The sequence below is a fragment of the Myxococcus sp. CA056 genome (genome assembly GCF_013336715.1).
In the GTDB taxonomy this organism is placed as follows: domain Bacteria; phylum Myxococcota; class Myxococcia; order Myxococcales; family Myxococcaceae; genus Myxococcus; species Myxococcus llanfairpwllgwyngyllgogerychwyrndrobwllllantysiliogogogochensis.
This window is the reverse complement of record NZ_JABUMT010000001.1, coordinates 584,874-602,262: the sequence shown is the minus strand read 5'-3', so window position 1 is coordinate 602,262 and position 17,389 is coordinate 584,874. Positions and strand designations below refer to the sequence as shown.

13 protein-coding genes are annotated in these 17,389 nt (G+C 70.5%); 9 read left to right on the top strand and 4 right to left on the bottom strand.

The window, feature by feature from the left end; all coding sequences use genetic code 11:
* Positions 1 to 7: 7 nt before the first annotated feature.
* Positions 8 to 1,207, bottom strand: coding sequence for a hypothetical protein (locus HUA76_RS02415; protein WP_174459882.1), 1,200 nt, complete (start codon positions 1,205 to 1,207; stop codon positions 8 to 10).
* A 99-nt stretch (positions 1,208 to 1,306) separates the two neighbouring features.
* On the opposite strand from HUA76_RS02415, the gene HUA76_RS02410 reads away from it, so the two are divergent.
* From HUA76_RS02410 to HUA76_RS02390, 5 genes are all read left to right on the top strand, one after another.
* Positions 1,307 to 4,384, top strand: a complete 3,078-nt coding sequence (locus HUA76_RS02410) for an MG2 domain-containing protein (RefSeq protein WP_174459881.1) — start codon at positions 1,307 to 1,309, stop codon at positions 4,382 to 4,384.
* Complete coding sequence (locus HUA76_RS02405; RefSeq protein WP_174459880.1) at positions 4,381 to 6,810, top strand: alpha-2-macroglobulin family protein; 2,430 nt, start codon at positions 4,381 to 4,383, stop codon at positions 6,808 to 6,810. Before HUA76_RS02410 ends, HUA76_RS02405 begins: the two co-directional genes overlap by 4 nt.
* Positions 6,811 to 7,010: 200 nt before the next feature.
* Positions 7,011 to 8,045 (top strand): trypsin-like peptidase domain-containing protein, encoded by a 1,035-nt coding sequence (locus tag HUA76_RS02400; RefSeq protein WP_174457335.1) that lies wholly within the window; start codon positions 7,011 to 7,013, stop codon positions 8,043 to 8,045.
* A gap of 44 nt (positions 8,046 to 8,089) precedes the next feature.
* Complete coding sequence (locus HUA76_RS02395) at positions 8,090 to 10,693, top strand: hypothetical protein (RefSeq protein ID WP_174459879.1); 2,604 nt, start codon at positions 8,090 to 8,092, stop codon at positions 10,691 to 10,693.
* A 184-nt stretch (positions 10,694 to 10,877) separates the two neighbouring features.
* A complete protein-coding gene (locus tag HUA76_RS02390) occupies positions 10,878 to 11,930 on the top strand; it encodes an alpha/beta hydrolase (protein WP_371823419.1) in 1,053 nt (350 codons plus the stop codon).
* On the opposite strand, the gene HUA76_RS02385 is transcribed toward HUA76_RS02390, so the two are convergent.
* Positions 11,876 to 12,208, bottom strand: a complete 333-nt coding sequence (locus HUA76_RS02385) for a hypothetical protein (RefSeq protein WP_174457333.1) — start codon at positions 12,206 to 12,208, stop codon at positions 11,876 to 11,878. The genes HUA76_RS02390 and HUA76_RS02385 overlap by 55 nt on opposite strands.
* On the bottom strand, positions 12,205 to 13,254 hold the full coding sequence (locus HUA76_RS02380) for a triacylglycerol lipase (RefSeq protein ID WP_254613964.1): 1,050 nt from the start codon (positions 13,252 to 13,254) through the stop codon (positions 12,205 to 12,207). The genes HUA76_RS02385 and HUA76_RS02380 overlap by 4 nt, the downstream gene beginning before the upstream one ends.
* Positions 13,255 to 13,966: 712 nt before the next feature.
* On the opposite strand from HUA76_RS02380, the gene HUA76_RS02375 reads away from it, so the two are divergent.
* From HUA76_RS02375 to HUA76_RS02365, 3 genes are read left to right on the top strand one after another with little or no spacing between them, the layout of a single operon-like run.
* A complete protein-coding gene (locus HUA76_RS02375; protein WP_174459878.1) occupies positions 13,967 to 14,281 on the top strand; it encodes a double-CXXCG motif protein in 315 nt (104 codons plus the stop codon).
* A gap of 45 nt (positions 14,282 to 14,326) precedes the next feature.
* On the top strand, positions 14,327 to 14,998 hold the full coding sequence (locus tag HUA76_RS02370; protein WP_174460438.1) for a TIGR02269 family lipoprotein: 672 nt from the start codon (positions 14,327 to 14,329) through the stop codon (positions 14,996 to 14,998).
* A gap of 6 nt (positions 14,999 to 15,004) precedes the next feature.
* Entirely contained in the window at positions 15,005 to 15,724 is a 720-nt protein-coding gene (locus HUA76_RS02365; protein WP_174459877.1) for a double-CXXCG motif protein, read from the top strand.
* 21 nt (positions 15,725 to 15,745) lie between these two features.
* Here HUA76_RS02365 and HUA76_RS02360 read toward each other — a convergent pair whose 3' ends face one another.
* A complete protein-coding gene (locus HUA76_RS02360; RefSeq protein ID WP_174459876.1) occupies positions 15,746 to 16,555 on the bottom strand; it encodes an SDR family oxidoreductase in 810 nt (269 codons plus the stop codon).
* 158 nt (positions 16,556 to 16,713) lie between these two features.
* Between HUA76_RS02360 and HUA76_RS02355 the strand changes: the two genes are divergently transcribed.
* Entirely contained in the window at positions 16,714 to 17,388 is a 675-nt protein-coding gene (locus HUA76_RS02355) for a MotA/TolQ/ExbB proton channel family protein (protein ID WP_141643607.1), read from the top strand.
* Position 17,389 lies beyond the last annotated feature (1 nt).

The window sequence follows — 17,389 nt, the reverse complement described above, 5'->3', positions numbered from 1 at the left end:
CGGCCGCCTAGCTGAAGGGCAGGGCCGCGAGGCGCTCCCGGAAGCGCTCGAGCAGGCCGTATGAGCCCGTCTCGGCCAGTCCCTCGGCGGCCTCCTGTCGCGCCTTGCGCAGGAAGCCGTCGAACGGCGCCGAGCGGCCGTACAGCGCCGCCGCCGTGTCCACCGCGTCCGCCAGCACGCGCGCCGCGCCTGGCGAGCCGAGCGTCAGGTGCATCTCCGCCTGCTCCAGCTTCGCGCCACACGCCGCCCACAGCTCGCGGTCATGCACGACGAGCCACGTGCGCGTCACCTCGTCCATGGCCTCCTCCAGGAAGGCGAGGAAGGGCTCGACGAGCGAGGGCAGCACGTCCGCCGCCAGCTCGGGCTGTCCTCCCGCGTCCTGGAGGCGCGCGCGGAAGGTGAGCACGTGGTGCTTCTGCGGCGTGCGCAGCGCCACCGAGGCGGACAGGGTGATGAAGGCCGACACGCTCTCCGCCATCTGTCGGGCCAGCGGGGGTCGTGACGGGGCCTCCGCCTTCGTCGCGCGCTCCAACCGTCCTTGCAGCGAGCGGCGCAGGTCCGCCGCCGCCCCGCGCAGCGCCGAGCGCGCGCCCACCTGGTGCACGTAACCGGGCACCACGTCCTCGCGGCGCACGTCCTCGAAGGCCGCCGCCGTCAGGTAGACGAGGTCGCCGATGCGCACGCGGAAGTCGGCGCGGAACGCCTGGAGCTTGGCCATCAGCGTCCAGCGGTCGCTGACGACCTCCGGCTTTCGCATCTGCTGGCCCAGCTCCGACACCCGCTTGGACAGCCGCTCCGCGGTGGCGTGGAGCACCGCCTCCACCTCCTGCGCCAGCCGCTCATCGGAGCTGGCGGGGGGCGGTGCCCAGCCGGTGTCCCCGGTGCTCGCGGCGCGCGCGGGCGGAGGGAACTGCTGGTGGATGGCGCTGACGAGCTGGTTGACGCCCACGAGGGTGTCGCCGATGGCCGGGGCCATGGTCTCCCAGAGGGACAGGTCCGCGCCGCCGTCCGACTCCAGGGAGGTGGGCTCGTAACGGGCGATGCTCAGGTGTCCCAACTGGTCGATGGCCACCGCCGCCGCGCGATGGACGCGCTCCAACCGGTCCGCCAGGTGCCGGTCCGTGAGCGACTCCAGCAGCGTCTCCAGTCGCGAGGGCAGGGCATCCGGGGGAGCTCGGGCGGCACGGGGCTTGGGCGACGGGAGCATGAGACGCGGGACGCTACCGCACCGGCGCCGGGTGCGCGAAGAAGGGGGCTCGGCAGCCAGGGGGACTCCCGGCATAGAGTGCGGCCTCGGGGAGGATGCATGACAGAGCGTTTCCGCCGTCGGGCGAAGAAGGGGGGGCTGGCGGCCCTGCTGCTGGTGGGGGTCTGGGCCTTCGCGGCGTGGGACGTGTGTTTGAGCGCCTGGGTGCTGCGTGGGGTGAAGGTGCCCCAGTGCCCGGACGGACAGTTCCGCCAGACGGTGGGCCTGGATGTCCGCTCGGTGGCACGAGGGCTCTCCGGACGCGTCATCATCTGGGCGGACGCGCACGCGCCGGACGCTCGGGGCAGCCTGATGACCGCGCGGGTGCGGCGGGGCTCCGCGGAGCTGTTCCTGGTGGATGCCGAGGGGAAGCAGACGCCCCTGGAGCCGGAGAAGAAGTCCCCGTGGACGCGCGACTCCGACGACACGCTGGGGGCCGAGGTGAAGCTGCCCGAGGTGCCGGACGGCGACTACAAGCTGCGCGCCCGCGTCACCACGCCCCTGGGCACGGACACGGTGGACGCGACGCTGCCGCTCTACGCGCCCGCGGTGGCCCATGTGCTGACGGACCGGCCGCTCTACGAGCCGGGCAACGAGGTGAGCTTCCGCGCGGTGGTGCTGCGCACCCGGGATTTGTCTCCGTTGGATGGGCGGCCCGGGACGTGGTTCCTGAAGGACGCGACGGGAGAGACGGTGCTGGAGGAGCGAGCGCCCGCGGGGCCGTGGGGCGTCGTGGCTGGCAGCTTCCCGTTGGACCGGGGCGCGCCCGTGGGGGTGTGGACGCTGGTGTGGAGCAGCGGGGATACGCAGGCCAGCGCGACGTTCCAGGTGAAGCCCTTCACGCTGCCGCGCTTCCGCGTGGAGGTGTCCAGTCCCCGGCCCTCCTGGCGCGCGGGTGACACGCCCGAGGTGGAAGGCCAGGTGGTGTACGCGTCGGGCGCTCCCGTGACGGACGCGGAGGTGGAGCTGCGGTGGACTGTCTCCGGGGCGTGGCCGCCGCCTCCGGAATGGAGCACGGGAGGACTGCCGCTTCGGGCGCGCTCGGACGCGGCGGGGCGCTTCCGCGTGACGTTGCCTCGCGTGCCGGAGGACCTGCGCGGTCAGGTGACGCTTTTCGCGAGTGTGTCCGCGCGAGACGCCGCGGGGGACCGGGTGGGAGGCGCGGTGGCGCTCCTGCTCTCGGAGGATGCGCTCGCCATCTCCTCGGTGACGGAGCTGGAGGACGGGCTGGTGGATGGCTTCAGCAACCGCGTCTACCTGCGCGCCACCACGCCGGACGGCCGGGTGCTGCCGGGGGCGGAGCTGACGGTGACGCGCGCGTGGGATGCTCGGGACGAGGGCGTGCGCGGCGTGACGGACGAGGACGGCGTGGCGGCCTTCCAACTGGACCCGGGACCGCCCGTCAACGTGGTGGTGCCGCCGTTGCCCGTGCGCCGCCCGCCACGGCCGCCTCCGGTGCGGCTGGTGACGCTGACGAACCTGTTGGAGGAGGACAGCCAGGCGTCGCTGAAGGAGCGGCTCGTGGTGGAGGGCTGGCTGACGTCGCTCTTCCCGTGCGCGCGCTTCATCCCGCCGGATGAGGAAGAGCGGATGGTGAAGCTGGGCGTGCGCGTGGGCGCGGGGGGCGCGGTGACGGAGGTGGGGGGCGAATTGGACGCGCTCACGGCGTGTCTGGCCCAGGGGGTTCGCGCGCGCACGCTACCCGCGGGTCGAGAGCGCGTCCTCGCTCTGACGTTCGAGGTGCGGGATGCGGGCTTGCCTTGGATGGAGCTGGTGGCGGAGCCGGCCTTTGGTACGGGCACGTCGCTGACGGACGCGCTGGCGCCCCTCGTCAGTGACGCGCGTGCGTGCCTGCCGTCGAAGCTGGAGTCGGGAGATCGCCTGCCGGTGGCGCTGAGCTGGCGGCTGGGCGCGAAGCGGGAGTTGACGACGTCCTGGTCCGCGCTGCCATGGGTGAAGAGCACGCTGAGTCCCTCGGTGGTGGCGTGTGTCCAGGAGCGCCTCGCGCGCGTGAGGCTCACGGGTGACATCGAGGAAGAGGAGTCGATGGGGGTCGTGGGGTTCACGGTTCATTCCGGTGACGATGACTCGGAGACGGAGGGGCAGGCACAGGCCACCACGTTCCTGGGCTACGAGCTGAAGGTCGTGGCGAAGGTGGACGGCAAGCCGGTGGGGGACACGAAGTGGATGTCGCGCCCGGCGATGCTGCCGCCCTTCCGGCTGCGCGCGACACCGGTGCTGGCGCGCGCGGGCGAAGAGGTGCGCATCGACCTGATGCGGGGCCCCGCGTTCGAGGGGACGCTGCCCAAGGAGCTGCACCTCACGGTGGGCAAGCAGGAGCTGGTGGCAAAGCTGGAGAAGGGCTCCACCACGGCGCGCTTCCAACTGCCCGCGGACTTCGAGGGCTGGGCGGAGACGTCGTGGGCGGGGGCTCGGGCGCGGGTGTACGTGGCGCCGCGCGCGCAGCTCTCCGTGGAGGTGTCGTCGGAGAAGCCGGCCTATGCCCCTGGTGACCTGGCGCGGCTCCAGGTGCGCACGCGCGTGGATGGGAAGGATGGGCCCGCGGCGGTGGGGCTCATCGGCGTGGATGAGACCTTGAGCCAGTTGGTGCCGCTGCCGGGCACGGATGCGATGGCGAGCGTGAGGCCCGCGCCGACGGTGTCGCAGCCCGCCTTCGGGGTGCTGGATGGCGTGGCGCTGGCGCAGGGGCGCATCCGGGGCTCCAACGCGGCCGCCGCGGCGCTGCTGCGGGTGAGCGCGGTGCCGACACCCGAGGATGCGGAGACGCGCGTGAGCGCGCGGGCGCGGAGTGAGTTCGACCCGGAGTCCGAGCTGACGGAGCCCTTCTACGCGGTGCTCGCGGAGCTGCACGCGCAGGTGCGTGAGTGGGAGGAGAAGGCGCCGGAAGGTGAGACGCTGAACCCGGCGGGGCTCGCGAAGCTGTGGACCCAGGCGCTGGCGTCCTGCGAGCAGCGGGGCGAGAAGGTGAAGGATGCCTTCGGCCAGCGACTGAGGCTGTCGCGGCTGCCCAGGGAGTTGCTGGAGCTGACGGACCCGCGTGCGGTGGTGTCGCGCGGGACGCGACTGCCAGAGGACGTGGAGAACTGGAACGCGTGGGTCGCCCGGGAGGCGCCATGATGCGCAAGATCATCGTCGGGGCGGTGTGCCTCATCGTGGCGGCCGGGCTCATGCTGACCCTGTTCGGGGACAACCTCCGGGGCCTTTTCGGAGCGTCCGCGTCCGCGCTGGGAGGCGACTGGGAACCCAATGCCCAGACGATGGGAGTGTCGGCGGACTTCGCCCTCAAGGAGTCGGACGCCCTCGAGGTCGCCGCCGCGCCCATGCAGGCCCCCATGGGAGGGGGCGCGGCGCCGGAGGAGGAGAGAGAGGGCGGCTCCGACAAGCGCCTCGCGCGGGGGAAGGGGGGAGAGCGCTCACCGGGCGGTGGTGGGTTGCTGGAGGAGAAGCCCGCGGCCCCAGGGGCGCCGAGCCGCGCGTGGTTCCCGGAGACGTTCCTCTTCGAGCCGCTGGTGGTGACGGATGAGTCCGGTACCGCGACGCTGCCGGTGCGCGTGCCGGACCGGCTCACCCGCTGGCGCGTGCTGGCGCTGGCGCACTCGCGCACGGGCGCCCAGGCCGGCGCGGTGACGAGCTTCGCGGGGACGCTGCCCACGTACGTGGACCCGGTGCTGCCGGCCTTCCTGCGCGCGGGCGACTCCGTGCGCGTGCCGGTGCAGGTGGTGAACACGACGGATGCGGCCGTGGAGACGTCGCTGAAGGTGGAGGCCACGGGTGCGGCGGTGGAGGGCGCCACGCGCACGGTGCGCGTGCCGGCGCGAGGCAGCGTGGTGGAGTACGTGACGGTGCGCGTGTCGGGCCCGGGACCCATCGCGGTGCGCGCGGCGCTGGGAGACGCGGACAGCGTGGAGAAGCCCCTGGACGTGTGGCCCACCGGTCGGCCCGTGGTCCAGACGTGGAGCGGCACGCTGGCGGCGCCGCGCACGCTGTCGCTCACGGGCGCCGCGGATGCGCAGGCGGGCAGTGAGCGCGTGCGGCTCCAGGTGTATCCGGGAGGGCTGGGCGTGCTGCGCTCGGAGCTGACGTCGGCGGGGGCTCGCGGGGGTTCGGAGGATGTGGCCTATGCGCTGCTCCTGGCCGGGCGCGCGCCGGAGCTGCTGACGGCGCTGGGCGAGCCCCAGGCGGCCGAGGTCCTGAAGGCGGCCCTCTCCCCGAAGGGCGCGCGCGTGGCGTCACCGCCGGAGGCGGCGGGAGGGCTCGTGGACGCGGAAGGCGTGCGGGTCCTCGTGGCGCAAGCGACGCAGCGCGCGCTGCGGCTGGGGCGCACGCCGGACGTGGTGTCCGCGACGCTGCTGGTGGAGGGCACGCTGCTCCATCCGGACAACCCGGTGCTCGCGCGGCTGGGCGAGCGGCTCGCGGGCTGGGTGGCCGCGGCGCAGCGTCCGGACGGCACGTGCCAGGGGGGCGAGGGTTGGACGCTCCAGCGACTGCTGGTGGCGACGGCGGATTGCGCGCGAGCGGTGGCGGCGGCGTCCGGGACGCCTGGGGGGCAGCGGCGCGCGGCGCGCTTCTCCACGCTGGCGTCGGGCGCGTTGGAGCGCAACCGGGCGCACGTGAAGGACGGCTACACGGCGGCGTCCCTGCTGGCGAGCGGCATCGTGACGGGCGCGCTGCGGGACTCGCTGCGGGCCCAGGTGCGTGACGCGCTGAAGAAGCGCGAGGACGGCGCCGCGTACCTGCCGGTGGAGTCGGGCGTCGTGGCGGCCAATGGGGAAGCGCCCTCGGAGGCGGAGGCCACCGCGCTGGCGGTGCTGGGCCTGGAGGGTGACGCGAAGGCGCCGCTGGCGGACCTGGGTGCCTCGCTGCTCGCGGGCTACGGGCCGGCGCGCGGCTGGGGCGGAGGCCGGGCGAACCGGCTGGCGCTCAAGGCCGTGGTGTCGCTCTTCAAGGAGCCGCTGCCCGCTCGGGTGCGCGTGGTGCTGGAGCGCGACGGGAAGCCCGTGGCCGAGGGCACCTATGACGCCAAGGCGCTGCGCGAGGTGCTGTCGCTGGAGGCCCCGGCGGCGGGCTCGGCAGGCGCGCATGTCTGGACGGTGCGAGCGGAGCCCGCGGTGCCGGGCCTGGGCTTCGCGCTGGCGTTGTCCGCCGCCGTGCCGTGGAAGCAGGAGGCGCAAGGGGGACTGGAGCTGGCCGTGGACTCGCCCCGGGAGGCGAAGGTGGGGCAGCCCGTGGAGGTGACGATGCAGGCCTCCACGCCCTCGGGCCTCGAGTTGGAGCTGCGGCACGGGTTGCCCGCGGGCGTGCAGGTGGACGCCGCGAGCCTGGACGCGCTGGTGGCGGTGGGGAGTGTCGCGTCGTGGACCTCGGAGGATGGCGCGGTGACGCTGAAGCTGCGGCCCCGGGGACAGGGAGAGCCCTTCCAGGTGCGCTTCCGCGTCATCCCCACGCTGGCGGGGACGCTCCAGGCGGGCGCCTCCTCGCTGCGGGTGGTGGCGCGGCCGGACCTCGTCTCCTACGTACCTCCCGCTACGTGGGCGGTGCGCTGAGGCGGGGTCCTCGACGACTTCGGACCCGGGCCTCGTTGCGGAGGGCCCGGTAACGAGTGTCCGCTCGCGGGCTTCTGGACCCGGCACATCAGGGCAGAAGGGCGGCTGCCACTGGGAATCCGCTCGGCGAATACAGAAGATTCATCGCAGCGTCGGCAGGCCGGGGAAGGCTTCGTCAGTGGTTCTTCACGGGTGACACCATGGAGCTCGACGGCGCGGAGAGAGACGAGTTGCTGTTGGCGATGCTGGGGGCGTTTCCCTCGGTGGAGGACCTTCGCCGGGTGGTGGCCTCGGTGTGCCACCGGGATTTGGAAGCGCTCGTTCCCACGGGCGGCCCGAGGGAGCGGGCGTCGGGACTCATCCATCGCGCGGAGTCGGAAGGCTGGACGCGGGAGTTGGTGACGGGCATGCATGGTGCCCATCCGCGCCATCCGCGGCTGCATCGCTTCATGCAGGGCTATCTCGCCTCGGTTCAGCGGAGCATTCCGCGGCGCAGCCTGGAGCGCATCGTCGGTGCCTGGAGCGAGGCCGGCGGCGCGGACGGGTGGCGCCGGAGGCTGGCCGCGATAGAGCGGCGCGTGTGCCGGGTGGAGCCGGTGCTGGGCGCATCCCTGGGCACGGGGTTCCTGGTGTCGCGCGACGTGGTGCTCACCAACTTCCACGTCATCGAGAACCGGCTCCTGGAGTCGCTGCGCGTGCGCTTCGACCACAAGGTGTTGCCGGACCGGACGTTGCTCCAGCCGGGGACACGCTACGCGGTGAAGCGGTGCATCGCGCGCAGCTCGTACAGTCCCGCGGACCTGATGCACCCCCGGCCCCGCGAGGCGACGGTGGACGAATTGGACTACGCCTTCCTCCAGGTGGAGGGCGCGCCGGGCGACGAGCGGGTGGAGGGCGAGCCCCGGGGCTGGCTGGAGCTGCCCGAGGAGGAGGTGCCCTTCGTCGTGGGCAGCCTGGCGCTCATCGTCCAGCACCCGGAGGGACAGCCGATGAGCGTGGTGCTGGACGAGTTCCTGTCCGTCAACGCGTCACGCACGCGTGTGTCCTATCGGACCTCCACGAGCCCGGGGTCCTCGGGCGCGCCGTGTTTCACCCAGGACTTGCGGCTGGCCGCGTTGCATCACAGCGGTGGGCCGCGCCTGCCGTCCGCCACGGGACACAACGAGGGCATTCCCACGGACACCATCCGCCGCGGCCTGTCCCCGGAGGTGAAGGCGCTCCTGGGTTGGGAGTGAGGGTGTGAACTGGAGGCGGGGGACGCGCCTGTTATCGTCGGTGGATGTTCGTCCTCGATGCCCGTTGCCGCCGCCGTGGTCAGGGCCTCCCGCGCCTGGTGTTGCTCGTGGTGCTCACCGCGTCGAGCGTCGCGCTGGCGCAGACGCGGCTGCGCGTGGCCGGCGCCACGGCCAGCAACGAGGTGAAGCTGCGCACGACGTCGGAGGACTTCCGGACGGTGCTGCGCGTGGACCTGCTGTCGCCGCCTCCGGGTGACGCGGGCGTGGAGGAGGCGCTCCCCGGCGGCGTGACGGTGCTGGTGGACCCGCTGCAGGCGAGTGACGGCTCCCAGGTGACGCTGACGGCCGTCGTGCGCGAGGCAGGCGCCGAGGACGCGGGCACGGCGGTGTCCACCTCGCCGTCCATCTCCGCGAGAGCCCCGCTACACCTGGAGGTGAGCGGAAAGCTGCCGACGGCGGGGGACTACACGGGGCAGTTGGTGCTGGTGCATGCGGGTGGGCGCGAGACGACGGCGCTCATCGTCACGCGGACGCAGGCGGTGCCAGTGGTGCAGTTCGTGGCGACGTCGCCCGCGGTGGCCTCGTCGGGCTGGGGCCTGGGCACGGTGGATGCGACGGTGCGGCTGCCCTTCAAGGAGACGGCGGGCGTGACGGGGAAGGTGGCCGCGCCCCGGTTGCTCCAGCTTCAGCACAAGGCCCCGGACCTGGGGGCGACGCTGGTGCAGCCGCGCTTCGACGGCGCCAGCTTCTCGCTGGAGGGCGGCGGGAAGGACGGCAAGGACCTGGAGCTGTCGGCCGCGGTCGACTCGGTGCTGGTGCCGGCGAATGGCAGCGGCACGCTGTTGTTGCATCTGCGCGGGTTGGACGGGCCGGGCGAGTACACGGGCACGGTGCGCATGGCGGTGCCGCAGGGCGTGGCGGTGGAGCAGCCCTTCACCGTCTGGGTGAGGACGCCGTGGCTGTGGGGAGCGTTGCTCATCGCGGCGGGCGCGGTGTCGTCGTATGGCGTGCGCCTGTACACGCAGAACATCCGGCCCCGGGCGCAGCAGCTCCAGCGGGCGCAGGCGCTGCGGCGGCGCGCGGCGGTGCTGCTCAATGGTCAGGACGCGGAGACCCGGCGGGTGGGGCTGGAGGTGCGCGCGCGCATCGACTCGCTCGTCTCCCGGATTCGTGGGCCGTTGCGAGGGGGCCGCGTGGCGGAGGCGGAGCTGGCCCGGGTGGAGCCGGAGCTGCGGTTGTACGAGGCGTGGTGCACCGGAACGCGAGAGCTCCAGGCACTGCCCCGGGAGTTGCGGCCGGCGCAGGCGAGCACGCTGCTGGACGAGGCGGAGACGTCGCTACGCATCGGGAAGGTGCCGACGGAGCGACTGGAGGAGCAGCTCAAGGCGCTGCGCGGGCAGAACGTGGAGGAGCTGGCGAGGGCGGGGCTGAAGGCGAAGCTGGCGGAGCTGGAGACGCAGGCGCGCGCGCTGGCGCAGAAGCTGGGGGATGACAGCCTGGGCTTCCGGCTGATGTACGAGCTGTTGCCGCTGCTCCAGGACGTGCGCGCGCGGCTGGACCAGGGAGACCTGGCGACGGCGCGGCAGCAGTTCGAGATGGCCCGTCGCTCCTACTTCGACGTCCTCTGCGCGGAGCTGTCGCTGGCGGTGGCCTCGCCGCGCAATCCCCGGGGTTTCTCGCTGGAGGAGTGGCGCGAGCTCACCACGGACGTGAAGGAGCGGCTGAAGCAGGCGCGGGCCCGGGCGGACGTCAGCGTGGACGATGGCTTCCGGCTGTACCAGGGCGCGTATGCGCACTACGTGCGGCGGCTCCTGCTGGAGCTTCGTGGAGCCCTGGAGGAGGCGCGGAGCACGGCCAGCGATGCGCAGAAGGCGGAGCTGGACAACGCGGAGGCGAAGCTGCGCGAGGCGATGCTGGCGCTGGCGGCGGAGTCTCCACACGAGGCCGCCGCGAAGTACCGCGAGGCACGCGACATCCTTCATCACGCGCAGACGGGCCAGGTGCGCAAGCGCATCGACGGACTGCGCGAGGAGGTGGCGCGCAAGCGAAGCGAGGCCACCGCGGACTCCGAGCTGCATGAGCTGGGGCACATCGACTCGCTGCTGAACGAGGCTCAGCTGGCGCTGACGCCGGAGACGCTGCAGGACGCGGACTACAAGGCGGACAAGGCGCGGCTGGCGCTCCAGAGCTACCCGAGTCCACAGAGCGCCAGCATGAGCGGCAGGATGGGGATTCCCGCGGGGAGGGAGTCGCTGTTGGCCAATGCGGCCTCCGCGCCAGAGGTGCCCTCGGCCAGCGCGCCCACGGGAGGCAGCCTGCCGTCGCTGCCGGAGGCTCCGGGCGATGACGACGCGGATTCCGCGGGTGGGCTCGGCGCGCTGGAGGGCATGCCGCTGCCTTCGCCGCGTCATCTGTGGCTGGTGGAGCTGGCGCTGCTGGTGCTGCTGACGGGCGTGGCGGTGGTGCTGGGACTCCAGCTCCTCAACGTCTTCTCTCCGACGTGGGGAGGCTTCGGCGCGGGCATGACGGCGTTCCTCTGGGGCTTCGGACTACACCAGGTGGGCAATGCCAGCTTCGAGGGCCTCTCCGGCCTGTTGACGCGCGTGGAGCGGCGGGGCGGCGCGAGTGACGGGGGCGGCGGTTCCTGAGCGCCCGCGTCATGCCCGGCGGCTCGAGAGGCCGGGCCTGGGCGGCAATTTATGACGGCGCCGCAATAGCTGTCATGGCTCGGGTTGATTTGTCATTCCTGGGGACTTGCGCGATTTGAGTTGAATCCCTAGTGCTGGGCGTATGTCCAAAGACAAGGCAGTCCCCCCTGTCCGTTGCTCGGCGGTGTCCTGGCGTTCCACGGTGGTGAGCGCGCTTGCCCTGGTCGCCGTCTGGGTGGGCGGCGCGCCCCAGGTGGCTCATGCGGAGGAAGACGCGGCGGTCTCCACGCTGGAGGCGAGTCTGGCTCCGTTCTTCGGCTCGGGCCATGGCATCACCGTGCACGCGGTGCGGCCCATCACGGACCGGCTCATCGACGTGGAGATTTCCACCGCGCTCGTCTCGCTCAACGCCGTCTATGACCCGCGTCACCATGTCCGTGTGTTGTTGCCCACGGGCTACGAGCGCAACCCGGGCCTGCGCTATCCCGTCGTGTACCTGCTGCATGGAGGCGCTGGAGCGAACTCCGCGCAGTGGGTGGAGTTCGGTGCGGCGTATGCGATTACGGAGAACATGCCGGTCATCACCATCATGCCGGATGGTGGCAAGGTGGGTTGGTACACGAACTGGGTCTTTCCTCGCGGGGTGAATCAGGCGTGGGAGGAGTTCCACCTGAACCAGTTGATTCCGTGGGTGGACCAGAACCTGCGCACGCTCGCGTACAAGAAGGGGCGGGCGATTGCGGGCCTGTCGATGGGAGGCTTTGGGGCCATCAGCTACGCGGCGCGGCGGCCGGACCTGTTCGCCTATGTGGCCAGCTTCTCCGGGGCGCTGGACCTGGGGGACTCGGGCATCCGCGCGCTCATCACCGAGGAGGCCACGCGGTGGCTCCAGAACTCGGACGGCCCGTTTGGCTCGCCGTTCTGGCCGTTCGACCAGGCGTGGAACATGAACAATCCGCTGGGGCGCGCGGCGGGGCTACGGGGCGTGGCGGTGGCGCTCTACGCGGGTTCGGGCACGTGGGATGGAGATGTGCTGGAGCGTGTTCCGGGAGCATCGACGGACCGCTTCCACCACGCGCTCAACGGCGCGGGGGTGCCGCACCACTACGAGATGTATGGCCGCCCCCTGCCGGGGCAGAAGCCGTTCGGCTGCGACGGCGGCCACAACTTCAGCTGCTGGAACTACGCGTTCTTCGACGTGCTGCCGAGGATGTTGTCGGTGCTCGACGGACCCTGAAGTTCCGTCTGGGAGAGCTGGCGTTGCTCGAAGAGGTCCAGGGCGACGTCCAGCGTCCCGTCGACGGCGCGGTTGACCCAGCGGACCATTCCATAGGTGCCGGAGAGGGCGGCGTCATGGAGGGATTGCAGGGCGCCCACGGGTGCGTCGAGCGTGGGAATCAACCGCAGCACCTCGAAGGGCTTCGCGGCGCTGGAGCGGTGGATGCGCTCCACCGCCATGGCGCCCTGCTCCACGGCATCGTGTACCAGGTCCTTCACACCACGTAGGCGAGTCATGAGGCCTCCACTGCGAGCGACTCGCGGAGCCGCGCGTAGACATCCGCGTGGTGGGCGAGGGTGACGTGGTCGATACCTGTGACCACCTTGACGTTTTCCGGCGGGAACAGCGGGCTCGTATCACGCGGGCCGGTGCGGCCGGAAGCGCTCGCCAGGGAGACGACGCCGTCACCGAACATGGCGGACAGCCACTGTCCCTGCTGGCCGAGCGCCCCGACGATGAGGTGGTGGGCGATGCCCGGCGGAGGGAGCAAGGGCTTGCAGGGAGACTCGGTGTCTTCCCAGTCCTGTCGGCGGAGTCGGGCGACGCCCAGGTCCTTCACGCCGCTGCTGCGCAGGTCGACGACATCGGCGACCAGTCGCGTGTAGGGATTGGGCACGGCGCGGAGCACCTGGGCGACGACGGTGCCCATGCGCTCCAGGGGGCTGCCGAAGTGGGGCACGCCGATGGAGTACGAGCGGCGCACGTGGGAGAGCCAGGAGAGGCAGCTCTCGGAGGCGATGTGACAGGCGCTGCGCAGGACGAGGCCGCCCATGCTGTAGCCGACGAGGACGAGCTCGGTGATGGGGACGGGGAACTCGGCGATGAGGCGTTGCAGGAGGTTCGCGAGGGCCTCGCCGTTGTCGGAGATGTGCAGGCCGGTGTTGTAGCGGAGGTAGAGAGGGGTGAAGCCCGCGTCGCGCTCCAGGAGGGTGCCGTAGTCGGTGGTGGGCTCTGTGGGGAAGGCCCAGACGGCCTCGGTGACGGCGAGTCCGTGGACCCAGAGGGTCACGCGTCCCGTGGAGTGGGGATGGGCGGTGCGCAGGGCCTCGCGCTCGACGGGGAGGGGGCGGCCCTCGTGGTAGAGGCCCATGGGCGTGGCGAGCGCGTTGTTCTGTCGGTGGAGGTAGTCGCCCAGCACGCCGTTGAGCACGCCGAGCGCGACGTCCACCTTGCCCACGCGAGGCTTTGGCGGAGCGGGGAGCGCCGTTCCGGCGGGAGAGGACGAGACCACCGGGAACCCAGGCTCGGAGTCTGGGGTTTCAGGCCCTTCCGAAGTCGTCATTCAGTACCTCCACGCGCAGCGTGACACGTTGCGTCATCGAAGTCGAATCACGGCCTGGACGCAGGGAAGCTCCCTCTCAGGGCGGCCGTCCTTGCCACTGGGTGCGCACCCCTGAGGCCGGGGGCAGCGCCCCGCATCTTCTGGGGGGTGATCGGGAAGGCACAGCTTCATGACCTGGAAGGTCTCCGAGCCGGCGGGAATGGAGACCTTTCCTTGGACGCAGCGATAGCCGTCCCGACAAGTGCTGGCGTCGCAGCTGTCGTAGCAGCCCCAGATGACGGAAATCCCTCCTGCCTGGGAGAGTCGTTGAGCGGAGTCTGGGTCAATGCACCTCTCGTCGGCATCACACTCCGGTTCTGACGAATCGACCCAGCCGCATACCTTGGGGCAGTACCTCTCCCCGACCCATTCGCCCCGAGGGGTGCAGGTGCGAATGAACCGGGTTCGCTCGGGCATCTCGCGGACGGGGTGGCTCTCTTCGGTGAGTGCCTGCAGGGGAACCGCTTCGGGTGCTTCCTTCATGCAGGCGAAGGCGCTCAGCATCAGGGGCACCAGCGAAAGAAGCCTCAGCATCGTTCTCCCGGGCCATGTCAACGAGTGCCTCATGGGGAAGTTGAAGGCCATTCGAGGTCGGGTACAGCGGCCTCATCGTTGATGGGTGGAATGATGGGGTTGGTGAAGCCATGCGACGCTGTCTTGAAGGGCTTGCTATATGACGTGCGGCCGGTTCGGCCGCGCCTGTCCCCATGAGCCCATCATAGACGAGGCCTCGCTCCCGACGGATTTGGACCTGTTCCGAGTGGGCAACTTCGCTACGATGATCATCGGCGCCGAGCGGTTCGTCGACTCCGTCAGCCCCGCCAGATTCCGACATGCCTCGTCGCTGCCGACGAATAGGCGACGACGGCCACGTCTATGTCATTTCATTAGGGAGTTTGGATTCAACAATGGCGCAGGGGCAGGATTTCGAATGGGGCTGTGGAGCGGTTTTGGTGGAGTCCTGATTCCTGATTCTGGGAGTATTTGAGTGAGTGTTTCCTTGGGACAGGTTGAGGTGATAGGGATTCGATTCATGCCGGCTCGGTCTGCCCTGTGGCTCCTGATTCTCACTGCTTCCTGGTTGGGCTGTTCGAGCGTTGGCAAACCGCCCATCGAGCAGGCGTGGGAAACTGGAGGAGCGGAGTGCGACGACCCTGGGAGCGACCAGTGCGTCACCCTCCTGTGCTTGGACGACGGCTGTGGCTTCTATCGCTGCGAGGACATGCTCGCGGAGATCGTACAGGCCCGGTTTCCTCCTTCGCGCCCACCTGCGGCGGCTGCGGCACCGGGAAGTGGCCCTCGGAGAAACTGGGGAGGCGTACAGAATCTCCCTCGCGGCGCGGTGATGACGTTCCCGCATTGGAATGGCGCCCCTGCGCGGATCATTCCGCCTTCACACCAGCTCACGTCTGGGCGTTGGGAGAAGCACCACATCTTCCCGCAGCAGAACGAACTCAAGCTGTGGTTCGAGCGTCAGGGCGTCAAGATCCACGACTACACCATGCCCATCCCGGTGGAGGTTCATCGCCGGATTCATCGAGATGGGGGAAATGGGGGGCCCTGGAATGAGGCTTGGCGGGCGTTCAGGAAGAGCAGTCCCAACGCCACGCCCGCGGCCATCTTCAAGCACGCAGGAGAGCTCATCTATCGTTTCGAACTCATCGGCGGGCCCATCCAGCCCTACTATTCCAGGCCAGGAGCGTGAGGGCGGATGAGGCGATTCTTCTGGGTGGATGAGGACAGCGCGGTCGCCGCGAAACATGGCGGCGAAGCGCACGGTGCGCACCGGTGGGGACTGCCGGGAGCGACGTGCCACGATTGCGGCGCCACCTGGAGCGGCGCTGGCCACCATTACCCCGGGGTGGACCTGTCAGCCCTGCCGGAGCGGCGCGAGTTCGAGAAGGCCCGACCCGAGTCCTTCCATGAGTTCGCCCGTCTCCGAGAGATGGTGCGTCCCCTGGCTCCCCCGAATGCGACGATTCCTCCAGGCGCGGGCCTGGGGCCCTTGGTGGGAACCGCGTTCGGGAAGCTCCCTGCCTTCGCGTGGATCATCGAGGTACTTCTCGTGCATCGCGAGGCGTTGGAGCGTCTTCAATCCGAGGGCGTGAGTGGCCTGCGTGCCTACCCAACCGCCCTGCGATTCCGCCAGAAGAGCCCACCGGAGTTGCTGGAACTCCAAGTGGACCCTCACGGGCGGCTCCATCCCGACTGCATTCCTCCCGATGAGCCGCCACCGTGCCCGACATGTGGCCGGTTCGGCCTCACTCGACCCGATGCGCCCATCCTGGATGCGGCCTCGCTCCCAACAGAGCTGGATCTGTTCCGAGTGGGGAACTTCGCCACGATGGTCATCGGCACCGAGCGGTTCGTCGACTCTGTCAGCCGACTGGGACTGGATGGCCTGAGCATCCGTGAGCTGCCGACGCGTTAGGACGGCAGCCTCAAGCCCCGCTCACTTCCGCCGTTCCTGAATCGCCTTGAACACGATGCGGTCCAGGAAGCCCGGGGTGAACAGCTTCAGGTACTGACCCACCTTGCCCTTGGTGGTCATCACCACCTCGCGCTCACGCTGATCCATGGCCTTCAGGATGATGGACACGCACGTGCCCACGTCCATGTTGCCTTCCGTCTCGTCGTGCGCGCTCACCTGCAGCGGCTTGCCGTCCTTGCCCAGCGCGTTGGCGCGCACATTCGTCGCCACGAAGCCCGGGCACACCACCGTCACGTCCACGCCCGTCCCCATCAACTCCACGCGCAGTGAGTCGAAGAACCCGTTCATCGCGTGCTTGCTCGCCGCATAGCCCGAGCGAGTGGGCACGCCCGTCTTCCCCGTCAGTGACGACACCGCCACCAGCAACCCGCGCCGTGCCTTCAGGTGCGGCAGCGCATGGTGCGTGCAGTACACCGAGCCCAGGTAGTTGATGCGCATCAGCCGCTCGAAGAGCGTCAGGTCCGTGACGTCCTCGAACCGCGCGTCCATGGAGATGCCCGCGTTGTTGACGAGCACGTCCACGCCGCCGTACGCCTCCACCGCGCGGTCCACCATCCGCCGACACGCCTCCGGGTCCCCCACGTCCGTGGCGACCGCGATGGCCTTCCCGCCCGCCGCCTCGCACCGCTGCTTCACCCGCTGGAGGGCATCCTCACTCCGCGCGGCCAGCACCAGATTCGCGCCCCGCGCCGCGAGCGCCACCGACAGCTCCTCGCCGATGCCCATGGAGGCACCGGTGATCACCACGCTCTTGCCTTGCATGGCCCGCATTGTCGCCCCGCACTCCCAGCGCGTCGAGGACGTCGGCCCAGGCCTACACCCGCGCACAGCGCGCACAGCGTCCCGCTCCGAAAATAAACCCGGTAACACTTTCCGGAGCCCGCGGTGTTCCGTTCGCGCCAACGCATTTCGAGAGGGGAACGAACACCATGTCGTCCATCGCGGTCATCGCCCAGGTCCCAGCCGAGAATCTCGGCTGGCTCAGCAGCAAGCTGCTCGGTGTCACACTGACGTCCGCCGAGTGGGTGCTGTGGATCCTGGTCGTCCTCTCCGTGCTCTCCATCGCCATCATGTTGGAGCGCACGGTGTACTTCGCCCGGAATCGCCTCCCGGACTCGGAGTCGCTCGCGGTGCGACTGGCGCGCGGCGAGCTCGAAGCGGTGCGCGTGGCCATCCAGGGACGCCGAGGCATGGAGGCCGCCATCATCCGCGAGGGCCTCGCCTCCGCCGAGCAAGGCGCCGACTCCGTTGAGCAGGTGATTGCCTCCACCATGGCTCGCGAGCGCCCCCAGTACGAGCGCTTCCTCTCCTTCCTCGGCACGCTCGGCAACAACGCGCCCTTCATCGGCCTGTTCGGCACGGTGCTCGGCATCATCAAGGCGTTCCACGATTTGGGCTCCGCGGGCGTGAAGGGCGCGGCGATTCAGCAGACCGTCATGGGCGGCATCTCGGAAGCGCTTGTCGCCACGGCGGTGGGCCTGGCCGTCGCGATTCCCGCCGTCGTCGCCTTCAACATCTTCAACCGCCAGCTCAAGACGCTCACCAGCCGCGCCAACGCCCTGGGCCACGCCCTGGTCGGCAGCCTGCGCGCGGAGGTCCGCTAGT

Excerpts from the sequence above, each read along its gene's own strand:
- HUA76_RS02380 (WP_254613964.1), bottom strand. The coding sequence starts at position 13,254 with ATGACGACTTCGGAAGGGCCTGAAACCCCAGACTCCGAGCCTGGGTTC.
- HUA76_RS02360 (WP_174459876.1), bottom strand. The coding sequence starts at position 16,555 with ATGCGGGCCATGCAAGGCAAGAGCGTGGTGATCACCGGTGCCTCCATG.
- HUA76_RS02365 (WP_174459877.1), top strand. The coding sequence starts at position 15,005 with ATGAGGCGATTCTTCTGGGTGGATGAGGACAGCGCGGTCGCCGCGAAA.
- HUA76_RS02385 (WP_174457333.1), bottom strand. The coding sequence starts at position 12,208 with ATGACTCGCCTACGTGGTGTGAAGGACCTGGTACACGATGCCGTGGAG.
- HUA76_RS02375 (WP_174459878.1), top strand. The coding sequence starts at position 13,967 with ATGACGTGCGGCCGGTTCGGCCGCGCCTGTCCCCATGAGCCCATCATA.
- HUA76_RS02355 (WP_141643607.1), top strand. The coding sequence starts at position 16,714 with ATGTCGTCCATCGCGGTCATCGCCCAGGTCCCAGCCGAGAATCTCGGC.
- HUA76_RS02395 (WP_174459879.1), top strand. The coding sequence starts at position 8,090 with ATGTTCGTCCTCGATGCCCGTTGCCGCCGCCGTGGTCAGGGCCTCCCG.
- HUA76_RS02400 (WP_174457335.1), top strand. The coding sequence starts at position 7,011 with ATGGAGCTCGACGGCGCGGAGAGAGACGAGTTGCTGTTGGCGATGCTG.
- HUA76_RS02405 (WP_174459880.1), top strand. The coding sequence starts at position 4,381 with ATGATGCGCAAGATCATCGTCGGGGCGGTGTGCCTCATCGTGGCGGCC.
- HUA76_RS02415 (WP_174459882.1), bottom strand. The coding sequence starts at position 1,207 with ATGCTCCCGTCGCCCAAGCCCCGTGCCGCCCGAGCTCCCCCGGATGCC.
- HUA76_RS02410 (WP_174459881.1), top strand. The coding sequence starts at position 1,307 with ATGACAGAGCGTTTCCGCCGTCGGGCGAAGAAGGGGGGGCTGGCGGCC.
- HUA76_RS02370 (WP_174460438.1), top strand. The coding sequence starts at position 14,327 with ATGCCGGCTCGGTCTGCCCTGTGGCTCCTGATTCTCACTGCTTCCTGG.